The organism is Nonomuraea sp. NPDC004702, from assembly GCF_053601695.1.
Map to the genome: position 1 here is coordinate 37,435 of NZ_JBSGCE010000056.1, position 20,179 is coordinate 57,613.

Genomic DNA, 20,179 nt, shown 5'->3' on the forward strand with positions numbered 1-20,179 from the left:
GGTGGCACATCGGCCGCCCGCGTGGGGATGATCTTGTTTTCGCCGGGTGAGGTTCCATTACACCGGCGCCCAAGTTTCTTTTCTGCCAGCGGATATTGGCCGCCGAAAGCGACGGACCGAAACAGGGCCAGGCCGGAGGAACGAGGGCGGAGACGGCGGCCCGCCGCGACGGGCGCGTACCGGCCCGCGACATGGGCCCGCGGCACCGGCCCGCGGCACCGGCCCGCCCGCCCCGGCCACGGGCCCGTACCGGCCCGTGTCAGGGGTGTGGGAACCGGCCCGTCCGCTGGAAAAATCTTCTGGCGCATATCACGGCAAATCCGCAGATCAGGGACCGGCAACCATGCGAATTCCCCTCCGCGACCACGCCGGATCAAGCATCCTGAGCATGTCATCACGCTCCCCCACCCCCCGTTGTAAGGAGCCTCCGTGACCCGGTTCGCCGTCGACCACTCACGCCACGCGCTCATCGCCACCTGGGGTACGGGGATCGGCGACATCGCCACCACCGTGGCGGAACAGGTGCCTTCGAGCCCCGACGTGCTCCGCCTGGCCACCAGCCTCACGGAGCTGTCCTATGCCTGCTGGCGCTGCTACACCCACCCGTCCAGCGCCGCCGACCAGCACGGCCCCAACAGCGTCGGCTGGCAGCGGCAGGCCGAGCGCGACGCGTTCGCCTCGGTCATCCCGGCCCTGCTGGCGCCCGTCCGGCCGGCCAACGGCGCGCTGACCCTCTACTCCACGCGGGTGGAGGAGGTCGCCCACCGCGTCGGCCGTACGCTGCACACGATCAACCACGCGCCGCTGGCCGGCAGCGTGGCCACCGACGTCACCGCCGAGCTGGCCGCCATCGAGAACGCCGAGCTCGGCGACCTGACCGCGCGCGCCCAGCAGGCCGTCATGCTCAGCCGCGAGGACGCCTCGCCCCTCCAGGTCGCCCAGGCCGACAGCCTGCTGCACCAGCATCCGTTCGGCACGGAGGCGCTGTTCACCAAGATCGACCCCACCGCGGCCGCGATCGCGGCGGCCCACTGGCTCTACGCCGCCGCCACCATCAGCGCCCGGCACACCGGCCTGCATCCGATGCAGACCATCTCCGAGGTCGACAACATCAAGGCCCCCGCCCAGGAGAGCCTCACCGAGGTGATCTCCGCGATGAGCGGCGGCGGCTCGCCCAGGGCCGCGGTCATGCCGATGATCCGCAACGCGCTGCACGTCGCCGAGGGCCACCTCTACGGCGTCACCGAGGCCAAGCACCGCATCGGTGTGGCCGAGGAGCTGATCGCCCAGGCCCGCACCGACCATCCCGAGCTCGGCCTCGGCCCCAGCACGGTCTACCTGCCCATCACCCCGCTCAACCCCGCCCGCCCGGCCCTCGACCTGCTGGAGAACCTCCTCTACGGCATCCGCAGCTGCTGGCTGACCTTCTCCCAGCACGCCGACACCCCGCCCGGCCGGGAGCCCGGCCGTCCGCGCCGCCACCACCGCCACACGGAGGTCTTCCTGGCCGAGGTGCGGAAGAGGGCGGCGTTGGACCGTTCCCGGCTGCTGTAGCCGGTCCCTCCCGCCCGCTGGGCCGGGGTCACATGATCGCGGTACGCTCGGGCATGTCGGAAAACGCCGTCGAGCGGCCTCCCTTACCGGCGCTCACCCGGGCCCTGGTCGGCCCGCCAGGCAAGGTGCTGCTTCCGCTGGTCGCCGTGGCAGGGCTGATCGTGCTCGACTACACGAGCGTGCCGGGCGGAGGTTCGTTCACACTCCTGCTGGCGGGGCTCGCGCTCTTCGTCGGCATCGCGGTCGTCTGGGTCGCCCGGTTCGCGGTGGGGCTGCTGCGCTCCGACGGACGTCCCGGGCTGCGCCGCCACTGGGTCCGCTGGACGGCCGCGCCGGTGATGGGCGTGATCGTGACCGCGCTGGTGTTCGCCAGGGTGCCGTTCGAGGCCCGGTTCGCGCTGTCGGAGTCGGAGCTGGAGCAGTTCGCCCGGACGGTCGCCGCGGACACCGGGACCGTCAGGCGCGAAGACCAGTGGGTGGGCCTCTTCCCGCTGACGTCGATCGAACGGGTGTCGGGCGGCGCGCGGTTCCTGGTGAGCGACACCGGCTTCATCGACCGGTACGGCTTCGCGTGGAGCCCCGGAGGCACGCCGCCGGAGGAGTCCCACACGGGTTACACCCACCTCGAAGGCCCCTGGTACCTATGGGAGAGCCGGTTTTGAAGATTCCTGGATCGGTCGGCGGATGGGTCTTCACGGTCGCCGCGCTGCTGGCGTTCGCCCTCTTCGTAGGCGGGGGCATGCTCTGGTTGTCGCTGGCCGGCGCGCAGGCGGCCATGATCCTCGCGGTGACGAAGGCGTACCAGGACGCGGCGCGGTGGCGGGCGCCGGCGGCGGAGCGCGCGGAAGGGCCGCCTGCCGCCGGGTGAGGCCGTCCCGGTCCGTACGGAGGTGTCGGCGGCGGTCGACGGGGCAGGAACCGCCCCTCGAATGGGTAGGTCCCCGGGCAGACCTCAGGAAGGGTGTGCCGATGCGGCGGAGTGGCGGCGAGCTGATGCTGGGCGGCATGCTGTCCGCCAACCATCTGACCGCTATGGAGGACCTGCCGCACGTGGTCGCCGGGCACGCCGCGCTGGTGGGCTTCTCCGAGACCGCGATCTACGTCACCGACCTGCAGCAGCTGGAGCTCATCCCGCTCTCGGAGCAGCGGGACGCGTCCGGCGAACCGCTGACGGCCCTGCGGATCGACGGCACGCTCGCCGGGATCGCCTTCCGCAACGCCGAGGTCGTGCACGTGCCGGCCGGGCCCGACGGCACGGCCAGGCGGTTGTGGCTGCCGCTCCTCGACGGCACCGAGCGGATCGGCGTGCTCGCGGTGACGGTGCCGCTGGACGACGAGGTCGCCGAGTGGCGGGCCCAGCAGCTCGCGTCGCTGGTCGCGCTGCTGGTGATCAGCAAGCGGCCGCACAGCGACTCCTACTCGCGGTTGATCCGCGCCCGGCCGATGACGCTGTCGGCCGAGGTGCTGGTGCCGCTGCTGCCGCCGGGGACGTTCGCCAACGACGACGTGGTGGTCAGCGCCGTGCTCGAACCGGCGTACGAGGTGGGCGGGGACGCCTTCGACTACGCCATCGACGGCGAGGCGCTGCACGTGTCGATCTTCGACTCGATGGGCCACGACACCTCCGCCGGGCTGACCGCGACCATCGCCGTCGGGGCCAGCCGGAACAACCGGCGGCAGGGCGCCGATCTCGTCAACACGGGCCAGGCGATCGACGCAGCCATCGCCGAGCAGTTCACCGGCCGCTTCGCCACTGGCATCCTGGCCTGCCTCGACCTGCGCACCGGCTGGCTGACCTGGGTGAACCGGGGGCACCATCCGCCGCTGGTGATCCGCGAGGGCCAGCAGGTGGCCACGTTGTCCAGCGAGCCCGACCCGCCGATGGGCTTCCTGCTGCGGCCGTACACCGGGGAGCTGCGCTACCAGCTCCAGCCCGGCGACCGGCTGCTGTTCTACACCGACGGGATCATCGAGGCGCAGAACCCGGACGGCGAGCTGTTCGGCCTGGAGCGCTTCATCGACTTCATCCTCCGGCACGAGGCCGACGGCCTGTCGGCGCCTGAGACGCTGCGCCGGCTGGTGCAGGCCATCCTGGAGCACCAGCACGGACGGCTCCAGGACGACGCGACCGTGCTGATGGTGGAGTGGCGCAGCAGCAGGCAGCAGCGGCTCGTCATGTGAGCCCGTCAGGTCTCGCCGACGGCGACGAACCCGCTGTCGGGCCGGTAGTCGGGCGACTGGTGGCGGAAGTAGGTGTTGTAGACCTGGCAGTAGCGGCCGCCGCGGGCCAGCAGCGAGGCGTGGTCGCCCTCCTCCACGATCCGGCCGTGGTCGAGCACGATGATGCGGTCGACGTGCTCGATCGTGGACAGCCGGTGGGCGATGACGATCGAGGTGCGGCCGGCCAGCACCACGTCGAGCCCCTCCTGGATCTGGGCCTCGGTCAGCGGGTCGACGCTCGCGGTGGCCTCGTCGAGGACGACGATCGCCGGGTCCTGGATGAGCAGGCGGGCCAGCGCGACGAGCTGCCGCTGGCCCATCGACAGGGCCCGCCCGTGCTCGCCCACGTCGGTGGCCAGGCCGTGGGGCAGGGCCTCGATCCAGTCGCCGCCGCCGACCGCGGCCGCCGCGGCCAGCACCTCGTCGTCGCCCGCGTCGGGACGCGGATAGCGGATGTTGTCGGCGACCGTGCCGCTGAACAGGAACGGCGCCTGCGGCACCGCGCCGATCTGCCGCCGGTACGCGCCGAGGTCGAGCGAGCGGATGTCGTGGCCGTCGATCAGCAGGCGGCCTTCCTGGAACTCGTAGAAGCGGGTGATCAGCTTGCCCAGAGTGGACTTGCCGGCGCCGGTGTGGCCGACCAGCGCGACCGTCTCGCCCGCCTCGACGACCAGGTCGAAGCGGCGGAGCACGGGGTGGGCCGCGTCGTAGCCGAAGGTGACGTCGTCGAACTCGATGCGCCCGGCCAGCCTGCCCGGGTCGGCCGAGCCGGTCTGCACCACCCGGGGCGGGGCGTCGATCAGCGCGAAGACCCGCTCGGAGGCCGACAGGCCCTGCTGGAACTGCGACCAGAAGGCGGCGATGGAGGTCAGCGGCATCCAGAACAGCGACACGCCCTGCAGGAACAGGTACCAGTCGCCCGCCGACAGGCCGCCGCCCAGCACCGCGGTGCCGCCGAGCTGGACCAGCGCGACCGTCGCGAGCCCCGCCACGAGGAACAGCAGGGGGAAGATGGCCGAGAAGACGAAGCCCTGGCGCAGCGTCACCCGGTAGCTCTGCTCGTTGACCGGCCGGAACTCGTCGTAGACCTGCTGCTCTTGACGGAAGTTCTTGGCCACGGCGATGCCGCCCATGGTCTCCTGGAGGTTGGCGTTGACCCGGCTCAGCGACCGCTGGGCCCGCCGCGTGCTGGACCGGGCCAGCCGCCGGAACAGCAGCGCCATGCCCATCACGACCGGCGCCACCAGCAGGGTCAGCAGCGCCAGCTCGACGCTGCGCAGGAACAGCAGGACGGTGACGAACCCCACCATCAGCACCTGGCTGATCAGGTCCATCGTCAGGGTGGAGACCGTGGCGAAGTCGTCGGTGTCGGAGGTGACGCGGCTGACGATGCGGCCTGACGGGGTCTCGTCGTAGAACGACAGGTCGCGTTCGAGCACGGCGTCGAAGGCGTCTTCGCGCAGGCGCAGCACGACGTCGCCGGTCACCCGCGCGCTGTACCACTGGCGGACGAAGTTGAAGGCCCAGCTCAGCGCGCCGGCGAGCAGGATGCCGGCGGCCAGCAGCGGGCCCACATCGGCGATCGTGCCGTCCTGGATGGCGTCGACGCCCTGGCTGGCCAGCAGCGGCAGGGCCGCCTGCGCCGCCGACACCAGCACGATCATGGCCGCCACCAGGAACATCGCGCCCAGCTTGGGGCGGAAGTAGGCGAGGATCCGGCGCGTCAGGTCACGGTCGGAGTAGGTGCGGTCGTAGTCCTCGGCGTCGAGGCCGTCCATGATGAAGCCCATCAGTGGACCCTTTCCTGCTCGTCGAGCGCGCCCTGATCGGCCGTGACCTCGTCGTAGTGGGAGAAGATGCGGCGGTAGAGGGGGCTGCCGGCGATCAGCTCGTCGTGGGTGCCGAAGGCGGCCACCTCGCCGCGCCGCAGCAGCAGGACCTTGTCGGCCCAGCGGATCTGGGAGAGCCGGTGGGTGATCAGCAGCGTCGTGCGCCCTTCCTGGATGCGCTCGATGGCCTGCTGGATGCGGTCTTCGGTGGCGGAGTCGATGGCGCTGGTGGAGTCGTCGAGGATCAGGATGGCCGGGTCGGTCAGCAGCGCCCGCGCGATGGCCAGCCGCTGGCGCTGGCCGCCGGACAGCGTGAGGCCGCGTTCGCCGATGACGGTGTCGTAGCCGTCGTCGAGCTCGGCCACGAACTCGGCCGCCTGCGCGTCTTCCGCCGCTTTGACCACGGCGGCGCGGTCGGCCCGCTGGCCGAGGCCGAAGGCGATGTTCTCGGCCACGGACCGCGAGAACAGCACGACGTCCTGCTCGATGGTGGAGATCTGGGAGCGCAGCGAGTCGAGGTCCCACTCGCGGACGTCGACGCCGTCGACCAGGATCCGGCCCGAGGTGACGTCGTAGATGCGGGGCACCAGCTTCGTCAGCGAGCTCTTGCCCGCCCCGGTCTCGCCGACGATCGCCACCGTCTCCCCCGGCCGGACGGTGAACGTCACCCCCCGCAGGACGGGCTCGCCCTCGCCGTAGCCGAACGTGACGTCGTCGAAGACGATCTCGCCCCCGATGGGCGCGACGTGGCCGGCGACCGGCTGCTCCAGCTCGGTCTCGGCGTTGACGATGTCGAGGATCCGGCGGGAGGACACGATGCCGATCTGCACCAGCGAGAACGTGAAGATCGAGATCTGGGTCGGGAAGCCCAGCATGCCCATCAGCCCCATGAAGGCCACCAGGTCGCCGATCGTGATCGCGCCGGCGGCGTGGAGGTGGAGCGCGTGCCACAACGCCCCCGCCATGGCGCACGCGAACAGCAACGTGGGCAGGTAGCGGGCCTGGACGAGGCCGTTGCGCACGAACGAGTCGCGGTAGCGCCGGGCGTTGGCGCGGAAGCGCAGCCGCTCCTGCTCCTCCTGCGCGGTCACCTTGATGACCTCGATGCCGCGCACCGCCTGGCTCAGCCCGGCGTTGAGGTCGCCGAACTCGTCGCGCATGCGGGTGGCCACCGGGTTGAGCTGCCCCATGTAGTGGCGCAGCGCGAACCCGAACAGCACCCCGAACACCACGGGCACCAGCAGCAGCCGCGGGTCGATCGCGGCGATGAACACCAGGGGCACCAGGCCGGTGAGCCCGGAGTCGACGATCAGGTCGACGCCCGGACTGATCATGATGGACAGCTGGCGGATGTCGTTGGCCGCGCGCGCCATCAGGTCGCCCACCCGCTGCCGGTTGTGGAAGGTCTGGCTCTTGCCGAGCAGGCCGGCGTAGAGCTCGTCGCGGGCGTCGCGTTCGAGCCGCTTGGCCAGCATCTCGCTGCTCAGCCGGGCGACGAGGTCGAACAGGCCGCGGGCCGACACCACCGCCAGCAGCGCCAGGGCGACCAGGCCGAGCGCGGCGGCGGACGTGCCCCTGCCGCTCAGCACCGCGTCGAAGGCCGAGCCGGTGAGCTGGGGGACCAGCGCGTTGAGCACCACCATCACCAGCGAGCCGCCGAGGAAGCCCGTCAGGGGGAGCGGATGGCGGCGCACGTGGGACCAGAGCCAGCGGACCGGCCCACGCCGGTCGTAGCGCGGGCCTTCGACGGAGAACTCCGAACTGCCGCTGGTCACGGTGAAACCCCTTGGCCGAGGGCGGGCGGACATCGGACCCGTTTGTATCACCGGCCACCGACAGAATCCGAGGGGTTTTCCGGCCGCCCGTGAAGGCAAAGAGCGGGCATCGTCACGCAATGAGACAGTAACCTTACCCACCGTGGACCCTTTCCTCCATCAAGCGGACCTGCTGCCGCCCGTGACCCTCCAGCCGCCGGTGCGCCTCCTCCCGGCCGACGACCTCGCGGCCGTGGTCCGGGCGACGCCGGTCGTCCACGACCTGCTCCGCCTCGCCTCCGCCGCCGGTGAACAGGGGGCGGCGCGGCCCGGGCAGGGGCGGCTCTGGGGCGTGGCCGAGGACAGCCGGCTCATCGACGTGCGCGACGGGACCGCCACGACCGGCCCGGCGGTCGAGACCCTGACGTCGGGGCCGGCCGACGACGTGCTGGACACGTGGGGCGACATCCTCTACTCGCTGTTCTCCCCCGAGGCCGACGCCGCGGCGCTCGACGCGGGCACGAGCACCCTGCTGATGCTGCTCAGCCACCGCGACGCCCTGCCGGTGGCGGAGATCCCCGAGCTGACCGACGAGGCGGCCGACGAGCTGGCCTGGTTGCGGCTGATCCGGCGCGAGGGCTCGTCGGTGTCGCTGACCCCGCTCGGCACCTGGAGCGCGCTCGACCTCTTCAAGACCCTCATCGGCCAGGACATCCCGGTCCACGGCGGCACGGCCGGCGCCGACGCCCCCACGCTGCTGCGGGCCCTGCGCACCTACGACGACGACGAACGCGCCGAGGAGGTGCGCGTCTGGCTGGGCGGGCGGGATCCGGCGCGGGCCGCCGAGGAGATCGCCGACGTCCTGCTCGACGTCAGCCCGCTGAGCCGGGCCGTCGGCCTGACCGTGTTGCTGGAGGACCTCGGCCGGCCCGGTCAGGAGATCGCCGCCGCGTTGCGCGAGGTGCCCCGGCTGGGGGCGCTCATCAGGGCCCGGGAGAAGGAGGACCACGACGTGCCGCCCGCGCCCGTCGACGTGGCGTGGGTGTACGCCGACATGACCGTGGCCGCGATGGAGATCGGCGGCCCGGCCGAGTCGATACTCCAGCTCTCCGGCAACCTCGACGTCGACGACGTGCTCAGCATGCTCGGCATGATGACGTGCAGCGACCACCCCTACACGACGCCGATGTTGCGCTTCCTCATCGAGCACCATCCGGCGCCCCGGGTGGCCTCGGCCGCGCGCGTGGCGTTGCAGCGGTGGCGCGGGGTGCACGTACGGCCGCCGGGCGAGCGCGGGCGTCTGCCCAGGAAGCCCCGCAAGCCGGGCAAGACGGCGGGCACCCAGAAGCGCCGGCGACGCTGACCGGGCCCTCCAAGGGGCTCGGAAGGTCAGGGCCTGCGGGTCAGTTTGAGGGCGGCGCCGACGCGTTCGGCCCACTGCCAGGGGGCGTCCGTGCCGCCGGGCAGGGCGTTGTAGTACTCCCAGCCGCTCACCCCGCCCATCCCGGGATGCCGGTGCAGCAGCTCGGCGACGGTGGCGGCCAGGCGGTCGATCTCGACGTAGCCGCCGCCCCCGTTGTCGGGGGTGGTGACCGCCCCGGCCACCAGCTGGCCCGCCGGCACCACTCCCCCGGCGAGCACGGCGTCGTAGTCGCACGGGTCGGCCAGGCTGCGCGAGCCGCCGTACATCGGCAGGTTGAGCCAGGCGAGGTCGGCGCCCCGGTCGCGGAAGACCTGGTCGTGGTCCACTGCGGCGGACGGGGTGAGCGCGATCAGGAAGGCCGGGCCGAAGTCGGCGCGCAGCCGGTCGATCAGGCGTGCGAGGCCGGGCGGCGACATGGGCGCGGTCAGGCGCAGGTCCACGCCGTCGAGGCGGCGGCGGGCGAGCAGGCGGCGCAGCGGCGGGTAGCAGGCGCCGAAGTCGTGGTCGAGGCGGTCCAGGCCGTCGATCATGGCCAGGGCGCGGGCGCCGTACACCTGGGTGACCTGCACGTCGTCCCACATCTGGGCCAGGTCGGGGCAGTCGGGCGGGGCGCCGTTGAGGCGGACGTCGCCGTCCGCGCCGACCTCCACGGTGGCGACGACGAGGTGGGTGAGGCCGGTACGCCGTTCGATCAGGGGCAGCGGGGAGACGTAGAGGCCGCCGTCGCAGTGGGTCCGGTAGTACATCACCAGGCGGGGTGTGTGCTGGGGCAAGGCACGTCCTCCGTGAGGAATGAGGTGATACTTCACCATGTTCCACACCAAGGGTGAGATCAAAACTACTCTCGGTTAATTTTGCCCGGCCCGGCTCGCCCTGGCGCGGCGCTCAGCGGCGTTCAGCGGCGTTCAGCGGCCCGCGCGCGGCGGCCTGACCGGCTCCTTCGCGGCCGACCCCAGGGGCAGCATGACCTCGACCCGCGTCCCGGCGCCCGGCCCGCTGTTGACGACGCAGATGCCGCCGAGCTCGGCCGCCCGTTCCCGCATCGAGCCGAGGCCCACCCCCGCGCTGTACGCGGCGGGCAGCCCGCGGCCGTCGTCGGCGACCAGCACGCGCAGCACGGAGTCCCGCTGGAGCACGATGCGGGCGCGGGAGGCCCTGGCGTGCCGCCGGATGTTGGTCAGCGCCTCCTGGACGATCCGGTAGACGGCCACCTCGACGGCGGCGGGCAGGTCGGTCAGGCTGCCCTCGACCTCCACCTCGATCTCGGTGTCCGGGGAGGACTGGCCGGCCAGCTCGCGGACGGCTCTGGCCAGGCCGAGGTCGTCGAGCGCGGGCGGGCGCAGGCCGTACACCAGCTCGCGGATGTCGTCGGTGACCGCGCCCATGCCGGTGTGCAGCTCGCGCAGCAGCTCGTCGGCGGCGTCGGGGGACTTCTTCAGGCTCATCCTGGCCATGTTGATGGTCATGGCCATGGCCGAGAGGGTCTGGCCGAGCCCGTCGTGCAGGTCGCGGCGCAGGCGGCGGCGCTCCTCCTCCCTGGCCGTCAGGATGCGTTCCCTGGAACGCTGCAGGTCGGCGGCCATGCGCACGGCGTGCGCCACGTCGGCGGCGTACGGCGTGAGCGTGGTGAGCACGCGCTCGTTGTGGGCGGCGGGGAAGCGGCGCGGGCCGGGCGGCCCGACGAACAGGCGGCCGACGCGCTCGCCGTGCCACACCAGCGGCACCTGGCGGGGCTCCGCGCCCACCCGGCCGCTCTCGACGTAACGCGGCTCGCCGTCGGCGACCTCCACGGCCACGCCCTCGACCGCGAGCCCGTCGCGCAGCACGCTGACCACGGAGGTCAGCGCCTTGGCCGGGTCGCCGCGCCGGACGGCCTGGGTCAGGCGTTCGGCCAGCACGGCGGGGTCGCCGACGCTGCCGTACAGGAGGCGGTCGACGGCGCGTTGCAGCACGTGCCGCAGCGGCTGGAAGAACGCGCCGGCGAACAGCGCGGCGGCGATGCCCGCGATCTCGTCGTAGCCGGAGACCACGAGGCTGGACAGCGCGCCCGCGCCGAAGTAGACCGCGCTCACCACGGCCACCAGCCCGGCCGCGACGAAGGCCCGGCTGATCACCGTGTCGATGCCGTAGAGCCGGTAGCGGGTCACCGAGAACGCGACCGCGACCGGGATGAGCGCCGCCCACACGATGCTCGGCCACAGGAGCGTCGGCACGAACGCGGCCATGATCAGGAACACGACGTAGCCCGCGAACGCGAACAGCGGCCAGCCGATCTGCCGCCTGCCCACCGGGTCGGCCCGGCGCAGCCGCAGCGCCAGGGAGAGCGCCGTCAGCGCCATGGCGACGTAGATGCCGGTCCAGGCCACCATGGAGACGGCCTCGACGTACGGCCCGAGCGCGCGGATCTGCAGCGGGTTGGGGATGACGGCCGGATAGGGGTAGCTGCCGGGGGGCGGGTCGGGCCGGAACACCGAGCGGGCCAGGTCGAGCCCGAGCGAGAACGCGCCCAGCAGCAGCACCCACCGCCAGCGCGGCGAGGGCAGCCGCCCGTCGGGCGAGTAGAGCGGCAGCAGCATGGTGAGCGCCAGGCCGCACACCGCCCACCCGACCTGCGCGGGGAAGCGTACGAGCCCGGCCGCGACCAGGTCGCCGTCGGCGGCCAGCCGGAACATCATCGCGCTGGACAGGTCGCTGACGGCGGCGGCGATGCCGCCCGCGACCATCAGCCACGCCATGTTCAGCCGCGGCCGATGGAAGATCAGGAACGCGCCGACGGCCGGGAAGGTCAGGGCGGCGGCCGTCTGGGGCGAGGCGGTCCTCAGCGGCGTCCACGCCTCCGGCAGGCGGGCGTAGACGAGCAGCGCGGCGACCGTGAGGACCGGCGAGGCCACCGCCAGGACGACGGCCGTGACGCGCGCGAGCCGCACGCCCCGGCCCGCGGAGCCGCGCCCGGTCCCGTGGCTCTCCGCCGGCCCGGCCTCTTCGGCGATCTCGGTGAACCCGGTCATCTCATCACCGCCTTCCCCAACACTTGAACAGGATTATGACCCTTTTACTGGGATAATCCGCCCGTTGTGTCCGGGCCGTTACCGTCCGACGCCTGCTCCGACCCCTTACGGGGCCAGGACAGGCCTCAACCTACTCGACGGCGACGCGTGGTTTCCTATACGCATGCCCGAACCTGATCTGGTGATCGACGGCGGCGACAAGATGTGCGTGCAACTGCTCATCGAGCTGCGCGGGCACGTGCTGCGCGCCGGTCCCGGGGCCGTGATCCACCTGATCGCCAGCGACCCCGCCGCGCCCGTCGACCTGCCCGCGTGGTGCCACCTGACCGGCCACTCCTACCTCGGCCCGGTGCCCGGCGCCGAGCGCCCGACGTACGCGGTGCGCGTCGCGGACGCCGCCAAGGAGACCGAGCCCGCCCGTCCGTGGCACGCGGCCTGACGGCGGCCGCCGCCCGTCAGCGGAAGGAGCGCCGGTAGGCGGCCGGGGTGGTGCGCAGCGCGGTGTGGAAACGGCGGCGGAGGTTGACGGCCGAGGAGAGCCCGACGCGGGTGGCGATCGTCTCGACCGGCAGGTCCGTCTCCTCCAGCAGCGCCCGGGTGGCGGCCAGCCGGCGTTCCAGCAGCCAGCGGGCGGGCGGCACGCCGAGCTGGTCGGCGAACTGCCGGGTCAGGGTCCGCGCGGAGACGCCTGAGTAGGCGGCCATGTCCTCGACGGTGACGTGGTCGGGCAGGCGGCCGAGCAGCCATTCGAGCAGCGGGGCCAGGGAGTCCGGCATGGGTCCCGCGGTGGGCAGCGGCGGGTACTGGCGCTGGCAGCCCTCGCGGTGCGGCCCGGCGGCGAGCTGGCGGCCGATGCGCATGGCGTGGGCCGCACCGTGATCCTGGAGCACCTGGTGCAGGCACAGATCGAGGGTGGCGGCCGAGGCTCCGGCGGTGGCGACGTCGCCGTGGTCCACGTAGATGACGGTGTCGTCGGGGATGACGCGCGGGTGGCGGGCGGCCAGCTCCCCGGACAGCTCCCAGTGGACGGACGCGCGGCGGCCGTCCAGCAGGCCCAGGGCGGCGGGGATGAAGATGCCCGCGCAGACGGCGACGATCCGCGCCCCGCGGGAGTGGGCCCGGGACACCGCGTCGAGCACGGCCGGCGAGGGGACCAGCGTCCAGCCCGCGACGATCACGGTGCCGGCCTCGTCGATGGCTTCGAGACCGCGGTCCACCTGCATGGGGACGCCGAGGGTGGTGGGCAGCGAGCCCGGCCGCTCGGCGCACAGGGTGAAGCTGTAGTGCTGGGGGATGTCGGGGCCCTGGTAGCCGAAGACGGCCGAGGCCGAGGTGACGGGATAGAGCTCCTGGTTGGGGGCGACCAGGGCGACCACGCGGTGCGGGCTCACGGGGGCCGGAGGCGTCTCGGGGCAGTCCAGGGGCATGGCGCAAATGTACCCAATGATGTCATTTGGGACACCGGCGCTCTGATCTGGAAAAATCCAAAATTAGGGCTCATGTGGACGAGGAGTTTCGCCCTCTACTTCGGGGCCCGCACGATCTCGCTGCTCGGCGACGCGATGATGCCCGTCGCCTCGGCGCTGGCGATCGGCAAAGTTTACGGGATCGCCGGCGTCGGCTTCGTGCTCGCGCTCTGGACCGCGTCGGCCGTGCTGGTCATGTTGTTCGGCGGGGTCGTCGCCGACCGGATCGGGCCCCGGCGCCTGATGATCGGCGCGGACGTGGTCAGGGTGGTCACCCAGGCGGTCGTGGCCGTCGCCTTCCTCGACGGCGCCCCGCCGTTCGCCCTGCTGCTGGCGATGGCGTTCCTGTCGGGCATGGCCGCCGGGGTGTTCGAACCGTGCGTCAACGGGATGGTGCCGCTGGTCGCCGCGGATGCGCAGCGGGCCAACGCGACCTTGAAGATCGCCGAGGCGGTCACCCAGCTCGTCGGGCCGGCGCTGGCCGGGATCCTCGTCGTGGCCACCGGGCCGGTCTTCGTCTACACCGTGGACGCCGCGACGTTCCTGGTCAGCGCGGTGTGCCTGCTGCTGGTGCGGGTCGCCGTGCCCACGCCGGAGCCGTCCGACGTGCTGAGCGACCTGCGCAGGGGCTGGGAGGAGTTCAAGGCCAGGAGCTGGATGTGGTCGGTCATCCTGGTCTGGGTGTTCTGGGGGGTGCTGGTGGTGGGGCCGTACGTGCCGCTGTCGTCCCAGGTCATCGGGGCCGACTACGGCTGGGTGATGGCGGCGCTCGGTCTCGGGACCGTGCTGGGCGGGCTGGTGGCGATCCGGCTGAAGCCGCGCAGGCCGCTGGCGGCGGGGGCGGTGGCGCTGATCGGGTACGTCGCCGTGCCGCTGTCGGTCGCGCTCGGACTGCCGCTGCCGCTGCTGATGGCCGGGCACCTGCTCGGGGGGTGCGCCATGGCGTTCTGGTCGGTGATGTGGTCGACGACCGTGCAGACCCAGGTCGCGCCGGACGTGCTGAACCGGGTCAACGCCTACCAGGTGGCCGGGTCGGTCGCGGGCATGGCGGTCGGGCAGGCGCTGGCCGGCCCGGTCACCGCGCTGGTCGAGCCGCGCGTCTTCATGCTGGGCTCGGCCCTGGTGACGGTCGGCGTGGTGACGGCGCTGCTGGTGATCGGGCCGGTACGGCGGCTCGGCCGCAGGCCGCAGGCGTCCGGGAGCGGGCCGGTCACGGTCCCGGTCCCGGCGACGTAGCCGACGCCGAGGGGGCGGTGCCCACGGCACGTGCCGCGGCCGGGGCGTGCGGCTGGCAGACCGCCCGCCCCCGTCTGCGGCACGTGCCGTCCCCTCCTTTTCGCGGCACGCGATGTGGGAGCCGCCCCGGCGTTCCCCCGCGCTCGGGACGACTCCACCAGGTAAGAGCGCAGAGGTACCCGTATCAGTACGTCTTCTCCCAAAAGATTTCTTGACAATTTTATTTGTCGGTAGCTAGCGTGGGCACCACGAAACGGAGGAACACCATGAGCAGCATGATCAACTCCGCGGACGGCACCCCCATCGCGTACGAACGCGCAGGCCAGGGCCCGGCGGTCATCCTCGTGGACGGCGCACTCAGCTTCCGCGGCTCCAGCATCAACGGCGGCCTGGCCGAGGCGCTCGCCCCCGACTTCACGGTCTACACCTACGACCGGCGCGGACGGGGCGAGAGCGGCGACACCCAGCCGTACGCCCTCGAACGGGAGGTCGAGGACCTGGCCGCGCTCGTCAAGGAGGCCGGCGGCCCGGTCCGCCTGTACGGCACCTCCTCCGGCGCCGCCCTCGCCCTGGCCGCGGTCCAGCACGGCCTGCCCGTCGAGCGCCTGGCCCTGTACGAGCCCCCGTTCGTCGTGGACGGCACCCGCCCCCCGCTCAAGGACGACTACCCGCGACGGCTGGAGGCGCTGGTGGCCGCCGGCCGCCGGGCCGAGGCGGTCAGGATGTTCATGCGCGAAGGGGTCGGCCTGCCGGCGATCGTGGTGGCGATGATGCGGTTCATGCCCGCGTGGGCCACGCTCAAGGCCGTGGCGCACACCCTGCCGTACGACACCGCGCTCGTCTTCCCGTACCAGCGGGGCGTGCCGTACCCGGAGGGCGCGTGGGCGTCGGTGACCGTCCCGACGCTCGTCGCCGACGGCGGGAAGAGCCCGCAGTGGATGCGCAACTCCGTCGGCGCGCTGGCGAAGGCGCTGCCCGCGGCCGACTACCGCACGCTCGACGGGCAGACCCACATCGTCAAGCCGGAGGCCCTGGCGCCGGTGCTGCGGGAGTTCTTCGCCTGAGGGCGGGCGGTCAGGCGGAGACGGTGGTGAGCCAGTGGGTCCAGGCGGCTTCCAGGGCCTCGCCGTCCACCGGGGCGTAGGCGTGGTGCTCCACCACCGCCATGCCGCGTCCCTGGACGAACATGTACAGGCCGTCGTCCGTACGGACCGCCACGAACGTGCCCGGAGCGGTCACCCACTCCACGACGCCCCGCTCCGGCGAACGCCCCTCGATCGCGACCGTCACCTTCTCCCCGGCCACCGGACGGCCGGCGACGCCGAGCGCGGCCCCGAGCGCGGCCCAGAACCGCTCCTCCGACGCGCACGGGCCGGCCAGGAACAGGTTGTGGGTGGAGATCCTGCCGGGGAAGTGCCTGAGGTAGACGGCCAGCTTGTACAGGTACTGGAGGTCGCCGCGCTCCAGGTCGTCGTACTCCGACTCCCAGTCGTCGCCGAGGAAGCCGCTGTGGACGAAGCGGAGCACCGTGCTGCCCGAGCCGCGGGCTTCCAGCAGGTACTCGAAGGCCATGAACGTGCCGTCGGGGTTCTCCACGCCCCGGTGGGCCAGGCGCCTGCCCGGCTCCCAGGCGGTCACCACCGACTCGGTGGCGACGTCGTCGCCGAAGGTCTGCGTGCCCCGGCCGCCTTCGCGCGGTTCCAGTTCGGTACGGCCCATGAACCACGAGTCGATGCCCGGGCCCTCCGCGATGGCCTGCCAGACGACGTCGGGGGCGGCGTCCAGCTGGATCTCGTGGCGGATCTCGAACTCGTGCGGCATGGCGGTCTCCCTGTCACGGCCCGGCGCGGTGTGCGGCCGACGATCGCACCGACAATATCGCTTGTCAAGCCGACTCGTGTTGTCGGCATGCCTGTAGGGCCCGGTCGGCAGCGTGCGGGGGCGGTCGGCGGGCATGTGAGCGCGTTCGGCAGGCTTGTGGGGCGTGGGAGCGAGGGGCATCCCTCTTGAGAGCGAGGCGCGGGATCGCCCGTCCCGGCGATCACATCCGGAGCGGAAAACCGCAGGATAAGTGCATCGCCCCGCCCCTTGAGGAGACCTCCTGATGAACACCCGCGCCGCCTTCGTGGCCGCCCCGCTGCTCGTCCTGTCGTACGGCGTGATCCGGATCGTCGACGGTCTGGACGGGAGCCGAGGGCCGGGGTTGGCCTGGACGGCCGGCCATCTCGCCTTTCTTGCCGCCCTTGCCCTGTTCATCGTGATATTTCGGGAAATGTGGCGGATGTTGGGCCGCAACCGCATCGCCACCACCAGCCTCGTGGTCGGCCTGGTGGGCATCGCCTGCGCGGCCGCGCAGTTCGTGATCGACATCGTCGTCGGGTTCATGGCCGCCGACCACGACGCTATGTCCCCGCTGTTCGACCAGGTCCAGGCGGTTCCGGGGGTGTCGCTCGCGGTCTACGCCGCCGGCCCGGTCCTGTTCTACGTCGCCCAGCTGGCCCTGGTCGTCCAGCTCGCCGCGCGGCGGCAGGTCAAGCTCTGGACCCCCGTCCTGGTCATGCTCGACTTCGCCATCCCGATCCTGGAGAAGGACCTGATCCCGCTCGGCGCCGTGTGCATGCTGGTGTCGTTCTGGCCGCTGGCCCGCCGCCAGGCCCCGGCCGGTGCCCGTCACGTGCTCGTCCATGCGTGAGGAACAATGGGACCCCGTGTCCGATCTGACGCTTGTCGACGTCCTCCGTCGCCGGCTTCGAGCGCTCCCCCACCTCTGGGTGGACGGGGCGCTCGCCCTGTTGATCGCCCTCGTCCAGGTCTGGCCGCTGATCTCCAGCCATGACCCGCAGGGCGGCAGATGGGACTGGTGGGGGTACGCGATCTCGATCGGCGCCTCGCTCCCCGTCGTCTGGCGGCGCCGGTGGCCGGTGACCATGCTGATCGCCAGCCTGGTCGTGGGCGCGCTCTACGACTTCGCCGACAACGTCGCCCGCCAGCCCATCTGGTACGGCGCCCTGGTCGCCTTCTACACGGTCGCCGCGTACTCGCCCCGCCTGCCCAGGGTCGTCATGCTCGTCGTGACCCTCGTCGGCGGCCTGGCCTCCGTCGGCTCGTGGGAGACCGCGATGCGCGGGGTCGCCCTGTTCACCGCCGCCTACGCCATCGGCCGCGCGGCGGCCACGTCCCGCGCCCACGCCGCCGAGCTGGCCGAGCGCGCGGCCCGGCTCGAAAGGGAGCGTCAGTTGGAAGCCGAGCGCGCGGCCGAACGCGAGCGGGCCAGGATCGCCCGCGACATGCACGACATCCTGGCCCACGCGGTCAGCCTCATGGTGGTCCAGGCCGAGGCGGGGCCCGTCGTGGTGCGCAGCAACCCGGCCAGGGCCGAGGCCGCCTTCGACGCCATCGCCGCCGCGGGCCGGGACGCGATGGTGCAGCTGCGCCGCATGCTCGGCGTACTGAAGGAGGACGAGCCGCAGGCGCCGCGGACGCCGCAGCCGACCCTCGCGGACCTGCCCGCGCTGGCCGGCCAGGTGGCGGGCACCGGCCTGGACGTGCGCTTCGCCGAGTCCGGCGAGCCCCGCCCGATCGGCCCCGACAGCGCGCTGGCCGCCTACCGGATCACGCAGGAAGCGCTCACCAACATCGTCAAGCACTCCGGCGCCGACCGCGCCGAGATCCGGCTCACCTGGGAGGACGACCACCTGATGATCGACGTCACGGACAACGGGCGCGGCGGCGGCCCCGCGCTGCCCTCGGGCGGCAACGGCCTGATCGGCATGCGCGAACGGGCCGCGGCCTGCGGCGGCAGCGCGACCGCCGGCCCGCGCGCGGACGGGCCCGGCTTCGCGGTGTCGGCGCGGCTGCCGCTGGGGGCCGGCCGATGAGCGTGCGCGTCGTGGTGGCCGACGACCAGGAGCTGGTCAGGGGCGGGTTCGCGATGATCCTCGACGCCCAGCCCGACATCTCGGTGGTGGCCGAGGCGGGCGACGGGGTCGAGGCCGTGGCCGCCGTACGGGCCCACGAGCCGGACGTGCTGCTGCTCGACATCCGCATGCCCAGGATGGACGGCATCGAGGCGGCCAGGATCGTGTGCGCCGAGACCGCCTGCCGGGTGCTGATGCTGACCACGTTCGACCTGGACGACTACGTGTTCGACGCGCTGCGCGCGGGCGCGAGCGGGTTCCTGCTGAAGGACGTGCGGCGGGACGACCTGGTGACCGCGGTGCGCGTCGTGGCCGCGGGCGAGTCGCTGCTCGCGCCCACGGTGACCAGGAGGCTGATCGCCGAGTTCACCTCCCGTCCCGCGACGACCGCCGCCCCCGCGCACACGCTGGAGTCGCTGACCGCCAGGGAGCGCGAGACGTTGCAGCTGATCGCGCGCGGCCTGTCCAACGCGGAGATCGCCGAGGCCATGGTGGTCAGCGAGCACACCGTGAAGACGCACGTCAGCAACGTGCTGAGCAAACTGGGGCTGCGCGACCGGGTGCAGGCGGTGATCGCGGCCTACGAGTCGGGGCTGACCGTTCCCGGGGCGTAACGCGAGGGTCGGGCGGGTAGGCGGCCCATATGACTGAGGGTTTCGACACGGACACGCTCTGGGACGAGTTCCACCGGGCGGTCAACATGAACTCAGAGGAGCTGCGCGGCTACCTGCTCGCCGACGCCTCGGACGAGGAGGGCTTCCCTCCCGACCCCGACATGGGCATCGACGAGCTGGGCAGGGGCGTGCTGCACGTCCTGAGCAAGCGGAAGGGCGACCTGACCAAGGCCGACCTGGACGTCATGCGCCAGGTCATCGAGCTGGTCGAGACCATGGGCGACCGGACGGACGACGACTCGCGGCGCGAGCTCATGTCCGTCGGCCACGACCCGCTCAGGGCATAACGCCTCGAATTCAACAAATGGTGGATGTGGGGCGACGCAAAGTGATGAAATGTGCGAAGCCGACTTCGTCCGAGGAGATCCGTTGAGAGACAACCTCGACCTCGCCGCGAGCGCCCAGCAGCTGGCCGACGCCGCCCCGACGGGATCGATCGACCGTGCCGCGGCCTCGTCCGTGGCCATCACCTTGGCCACGACGCGTGACATCGCCGACGCGCGGCAGGCCCTCGACGGGTTGACCCCGGAGGAGGTGCGCCAGGCGGCGCTCACCCTCTTCGACCGGCTCTCGGAGAGCTGAGCGCACTGCTCCGGGCTGCTCGAACCGGGTGAAGGCGGGCGGCCCGCCGGGAACCCGGCATGGCCGCATGCCCGTACGGTGGGGGCATGCGGATCGGGGTCCTGGGGCCGCTCCAGGTGGCTGGGGCCGAGATCGGCGGCGCCCGGGTGCGGGCCCTGCTCGTCCGTCTGGCGCTCGACCCGGGCCGGGTGGTGACCGCCGACCGGCTGATCGACGACCTGTGGCCCGGCGAGCCGCCCGCCCATCCGGCCGCGGCGCTCCAGTCGCTGGTGTCGCGGGCCCGCAGGCAGGCGCCTGGGCTGATCTCCTCGCACCCGGCCGGCTACCTGCTGGACGTGCCGCCCGGCGAGGTGGACGCGTCGGCGTTCGAGCGGCTGGTGCGGGCCGGCGACCCGCGCGGCGCGCTGGCGTTGTGGCGCGGGCCCGCTGTCCGGCAGGACGGCTCTGGTCACCGGGGCGTCGAAGGGCATCGGGCGGGCCATCGCGCTCGCCTACGCCGCGGCGGGCGCCGACGTC

20 protein-coding genes are annotated in these 20,179 nt (G+C 72.5%); 14 read left to right on the top strand and 6 right to left on the bottom strand.

Annotation, left to right across the window (positions count from 1 at the left end; all coding sequences use genetic code 11):
• Nucleotides 1-429: 429 nt before the first annotated feature.
• The 4 genes from ACWEJ6_RS42035 to ACWEJ6_RS42050 all read left to right on the top strand — a co-directional run bounded on the left by ACWEJ6_RS42035 (nucleotide 430) and on the right by ACWEJ6_RS42050 (nucleotide 3,735).
• Nucleotides 430-1,554 carry a hypothetical protein gene (locus tag ACWEJ6_RS42035; protein WP_358298887.1) on the top strand — a complete coding sequence of 375 codons (1,125 nt, stop codon included), beginning with the start codon at nucleotides 430-432 and terminating at the stop codon, nucleotides 1,552-1,554.
• Nucleotides 1,555-1,607: 53 nt separating this feature from the next.
• Nucleotides 1,608-2,216, top strand: coding sequence for a hypothetical protein (locus tag ACWEJ6_RS42040; protein WP_452431160.1), 609 nt, complete (start codon nucleotides 1,608-1,610; stop codon nucleotides 2,214-2,216).
• Entirely contained in the window at nucleotides 2,213-2,422 is a 210-nt protein-coding gene (locus tag ACWEJ6_RS42045; RefSeq protein WP_452431161.1) for a hypothetical protein, read from the top strand. Before ACWEJ6_RS42040 ends, ACWEJ6_RS42045 begins: the two co-directional genes overlap by 4 nt.
• Nucleotides 2,423-2,523: 101 nt before the next feature.
• Entirely contained in the window at nucleotides 2,524-3,735 is a 1,212-nt protein-coding gene (locus ACWEJ6_RS42050; protein ID WP_452431162.1) for a PP2C family protein-serine/threonine phosphatase, read from the top strand.
• Nucleotides 3,736-3,740: 5 nt separating this feature from the next.
• Here the strand turns inward: ACWEJ6_RS42050 and ACWEJ6_RS42055 are convergent, their stop codons facing one another.
• Complete coding sequence (locus ACWEJ6_RS42055) at nucleotides 3,741-5,564, bottom strand: ABC transporter ATP-binding protein (protein ID WP_452431163.1); 1,824 nt, start codon at nucleotides 5,562-5,564, stop codon at nucleotides 3,741-3,743.
• On the bottom strand, nucleotides 5,564-7,378 hold the full coding sequence (locus ACWEJ6_RS42060; RefSeq protein WP_452431164.1) for an ABC transporter ATP-binding protein: 1,815 nt from the start codon (nucleotides 7,376-7,378) through the stop codon (nucleotides 5,564-5,566). The genes ACWEJ6_RS42055 and ACWEJ6_RS42060 overlap by 1 nt, the downstream gene beginning before the upstream one ends.
• A gap of 142 nt (nucleotides 7,379-7,520) precedes the next feature.
• Here ACWEJ6_RS42060 and ACWEJ6_RS42065 point away from each other — a divergent pair, with 142 nt between their 5' ends.
• A complete protein-coding gene (locus tag ACWEJ6_RS42065) occupies nucleotides 7,521-8,720 on the top strand; it encodes a hypothetical protein (protein ID WP_452431165.1) in 1,200 nt (399 codons plus the stop codon).
• Nucleotides 8,721-8,746: 26 nt separating this feature from the next.
• Here ACWEJ6_RS42065 and ACWEJ6_RS42070 read toward each other — a convergent pair whose 3' ends face one another.
• Together ACWEJ6_RS42070 and ACWEJ6_RS42075 are read right to left on the bottom strand one after the other, a co-directional pair.
• Nucleotides 8,747-9,553, bottom strand: a complete 807-nt coding sequence (locus ACWEJ6_RS42070; protein WP_397161620.1) for a hypothetical protein — start codon at nucleotides 9,551-9,553, stop codon at nucleotides 8,747-8,749.
• A 132-nt stretch (nucleotides 9,554-9,685) separates the two neighbouring features.
• Nucleotides 9,686-11,788, bottom strand: a complete 2,103-nt coding sequence (locus ACWEJ6_RS42075) for a histidine kinase (RefSeq protein ID WP_452431166.1) — start codon at nucleotides 11,786-11,788, stop codon at nucleotides 9,686-9,688.
• Nucleotides 11,789-11,951: 163 nt separating this feature from the next.
• Between ACWEJ6_RS42075 and ACWEJ6_RS42080 the strand changes: the two genes are divergently transcribed.
• Nucleotides 11,952-12,227 carry a sulfurtransferase TusA family protein gene (locus ACWEJ6_RS42080; RefSeq protein ID WP_358298869.1) on the top strand — a complete coding sequence of 92 codons (276 nt, stop codon included), beginning with the start codon at nucleotides 11,952-11,954 and terminating at the stop codon, nucleotides 12,225-12,227.
• 16 nt (nucleotides 12,228-12,243) lie between these two features.
• Here the strand turns inward: ACWEJ6_RS42080 and ACWEJ6_RS42085 are convergent, their stop codons facing one another.
• A complete protein-coding gene (locus ACWEJ6_RS42085; RefSeq protein WP_452431167.1) occupies nucleotides 12,244-13,215 on the bottom strand; it encodes a GlxA family transcriptional regulator in 972 nt (323 codons plus the stop codon).
• Nucleotides 13,216-13,287: 72 nt separating this feature from the next.
• On the opposite strand from ACWEJ6_RS42085, the gene ACWEJ6_RS42090 reads away from it, so the two are divergent.
• Together ACWEJ6_RS42090 and ACWEJ6_RS42095 are read left to right on the top strand one after the other, a co-directional pair.
• The gene (locus tag ACWEJ6_RS42090; RefSeq protein WP_452431168.1) at nucleotides 13,288-14,490 is read left to right on the top strand and encodes an MFS transporter; all 1,203 of its coding nucleotides are present in this window, start codon (nucleotides 13,288-13,290) and stop codon (nucleotides 14,488-14,490) included.
• 266 nt (nucleotides 14,491-14,756) lie between these two features.
• Nucleotides 14,757-15,554 (top strand): alpha/beta fold hydrolase, encoded by a 798-nt coding sequence (locus ACWEJ6_RS42095; protein WP_452431169.1) that lies wholly within the window; start codon nucleotides 14,757-14,759, stop codon nucleotides 15,552-15,554.
• Between the two features lie 10 nt (nucleotides 15,555-15,564).
• Here the strand turns inward: ACWEJ6_RS42095 and ACWEJ6_RS42100 are convergent, their stop codons facing one another.
• Complete coding sequence (locus tag ACWEJ6_RS42100; RefSeq protein WP_452431170.1) at nucleotides 15,565-16,311, bottom strand: SRPBCC family protein; 747 nt, start codon at nucleotides 16,309-16,311, stop codon at nucleotides 15,565-15,567.
• A gap of 283 nt (nucleotides 16,312-16,594) precedes the next feature.
• Between ACWEJ6_RS42100 and ACWEJ6_RS42105 the strand changes: the two genes are divergently transcribed.
• From ACWEJ6_RS42105 to ACWEJ6_RS42130, 6 genes are all read left to right on the top strand, one after another.
• Nucleotides 16,595-17,182, top strand: a complete 588-nt coding sequence (locus tag ACWEJ6_RS42105) for a hypothetical protein (RefSeq protein ID WP_452431171.1) — start codon at nucleotides 16,595-16,597, stop codon at nucleotides 17,180-17,182.
• Between the two features lie 16 nt (nucleotides 17,183-17,198).
• Nucleotides 17,199-18,368, top strand: a complete 1,170-nt coding sequence (locus ACWEJ6_RS42110; RefSeq protein ID WP_452431172.1) for a sensor histidine kinase — start codon at nucleotides 17,199-17,201, stop codon at nucleotides 18,366-18,368.
• Nucleotides 18,365-19,021 carry a response regulator transcription factor gene (locus tag ACWEJ6_RS42115; RefSeq protein ID WP_357976348.1) on the top strand — a complete coding sequence of 219 codons (657 nt, stop codon included), beginning with the start codon at nucleotides 18,365-18,367 and terminating at the stop codon, nucleotides 19,019-19,021. Before ACWEJ6_RS42110 ends, ACWEJ6_RS42115 begins: the two co-directional genes overlap by 4 nt.
• 29 nt (nucleotides 19,022-19,050) lie before the next feature.
• Nucleotides 19,051-19,368: a DUF3140 domain-containing protein gene (locus tag ACWEJ6_RS42120; protein ID WP_387681184.1), complete on the top strand. Its 318-nt coding sequence runs from the start codon at nucleotides 19,051-19,053 to the stop codon at nucleotides 19,366-19,368.
• Between the two features lie 82 nt (nucleotides 19,369-19,450).
• Nucleotides 19,451-19,663: a hypothetical protein gene (locus ACWEJ6_RS42125; RefSeq protein WP_352323140.1), complete on the top strand. Its 213-nt coding sequence runs from the start codon at nucleotides 19,451-19,453 to the stop codon at nucleotides 19,661-19,663.
• Between the two features lie 86 nt (nucleotides 19,664-19,749).
• The coding region (locus ACWEJ6_RS42130) for an AfsR/SARP family transcriptional regulator (RefSeq protein ID WP_452431173.1) at nucleotides 19,750-20,179 on the top strand (430 nt) is incomplete at its 3' end.

Excerpts from the sequence above, each read along its gene's own strand:
- ACWEJ6_RS42040 (WP_452431160.1), top strand. The coding sequence starts at position 1,608 with ATGTCGGAAAACGCCGTCGAGCGGCCTCCCTTACCGGCGCTCACCCGG.
- ACWEJ6_RS42050 (WP_452431162.1), top strand. The coding sequence starts at position 2,524 with ATGCGGCGGAGTGGCGGCGAGCTGATGCTGGGCGGCATGCTGTCCGCC.
- ACWEJ6_RS42055 (WP_452431163.1), bottom strand. The coding sequence starts at position 5,564 with ATGGGCTTCATCATGGACGGCCTCGACGCCGAGGACTACGACCGCACC.
- ACWEJ6_RS42075 (WP_452431166.1), bottom strand. The coding sequence starts at position 11,788 with ATGACCGGGTTCACCGAGATCGCCGAAGAGGCCGGGCCGGCGGAGAGC.
- ACWEJ6_RS42080 (WP_358298869.1), top strand. The coding sequence starts at position 11,952 with ATGCCCGAACCTGATCTGGTGATCGACGGCGGCGACAAGATGTGCGTG.
- ACWEJ6_RS42085 (WP_452431167.1), bottom strand. The coding sequence starts at position 13,215 with ATGCCCCTGGACTGCCCCGAGACGCCTCCGGCCCCCGTGAGCCCGCAC.
- ACWEJ6_RS42090 (WP_452431168.1), top strand. The coding sequence starts at position 13,288 with ATGTGGACGAGGAGTTTCGCCCTCTACTTCGGGGCCCGCACGATCTCG.
- ACWEJ6_RS42095 (WP_452431169.1), top strand. The coding sequence starts at position 14,757 with ATGAGCAGCATGATCAACTCCGCGGACGGCACCCCCATCGCGTACGAA.
- ACWEJ6_RS42100 (WP_452431170.1), bottom strand. The coding sequence starts at position 16,311 with ATGCCGCACGAGTTCGAGATCCGCCACGAGATCCAGCTGGACGCCGCC.
- ACWEJ6_RS42105 (WP_452431171.1), top strand. The coding sequence starts at position 16,595 with ATGAACACCCGCGCCGCCTTCGTGGCCGCCCCGCTGCTCGTCCTGTCG.
- ACWEJ6_RS42115 (WP_357976348.1), top strand. The coding sequence starts at position 18,365 with ATGAGCGTGCGCGTCGTGGTGGCCGACGACCAGGAGCTGGTCAGGGGC.
- ACWEJ6_RS42120 (WP_387681184.1), top strand. The coding sequence starts at position 19,051 with ATGACTGAGGGTTTCGACACGGACACGCTCTGGGACGAGTTCCACCGG.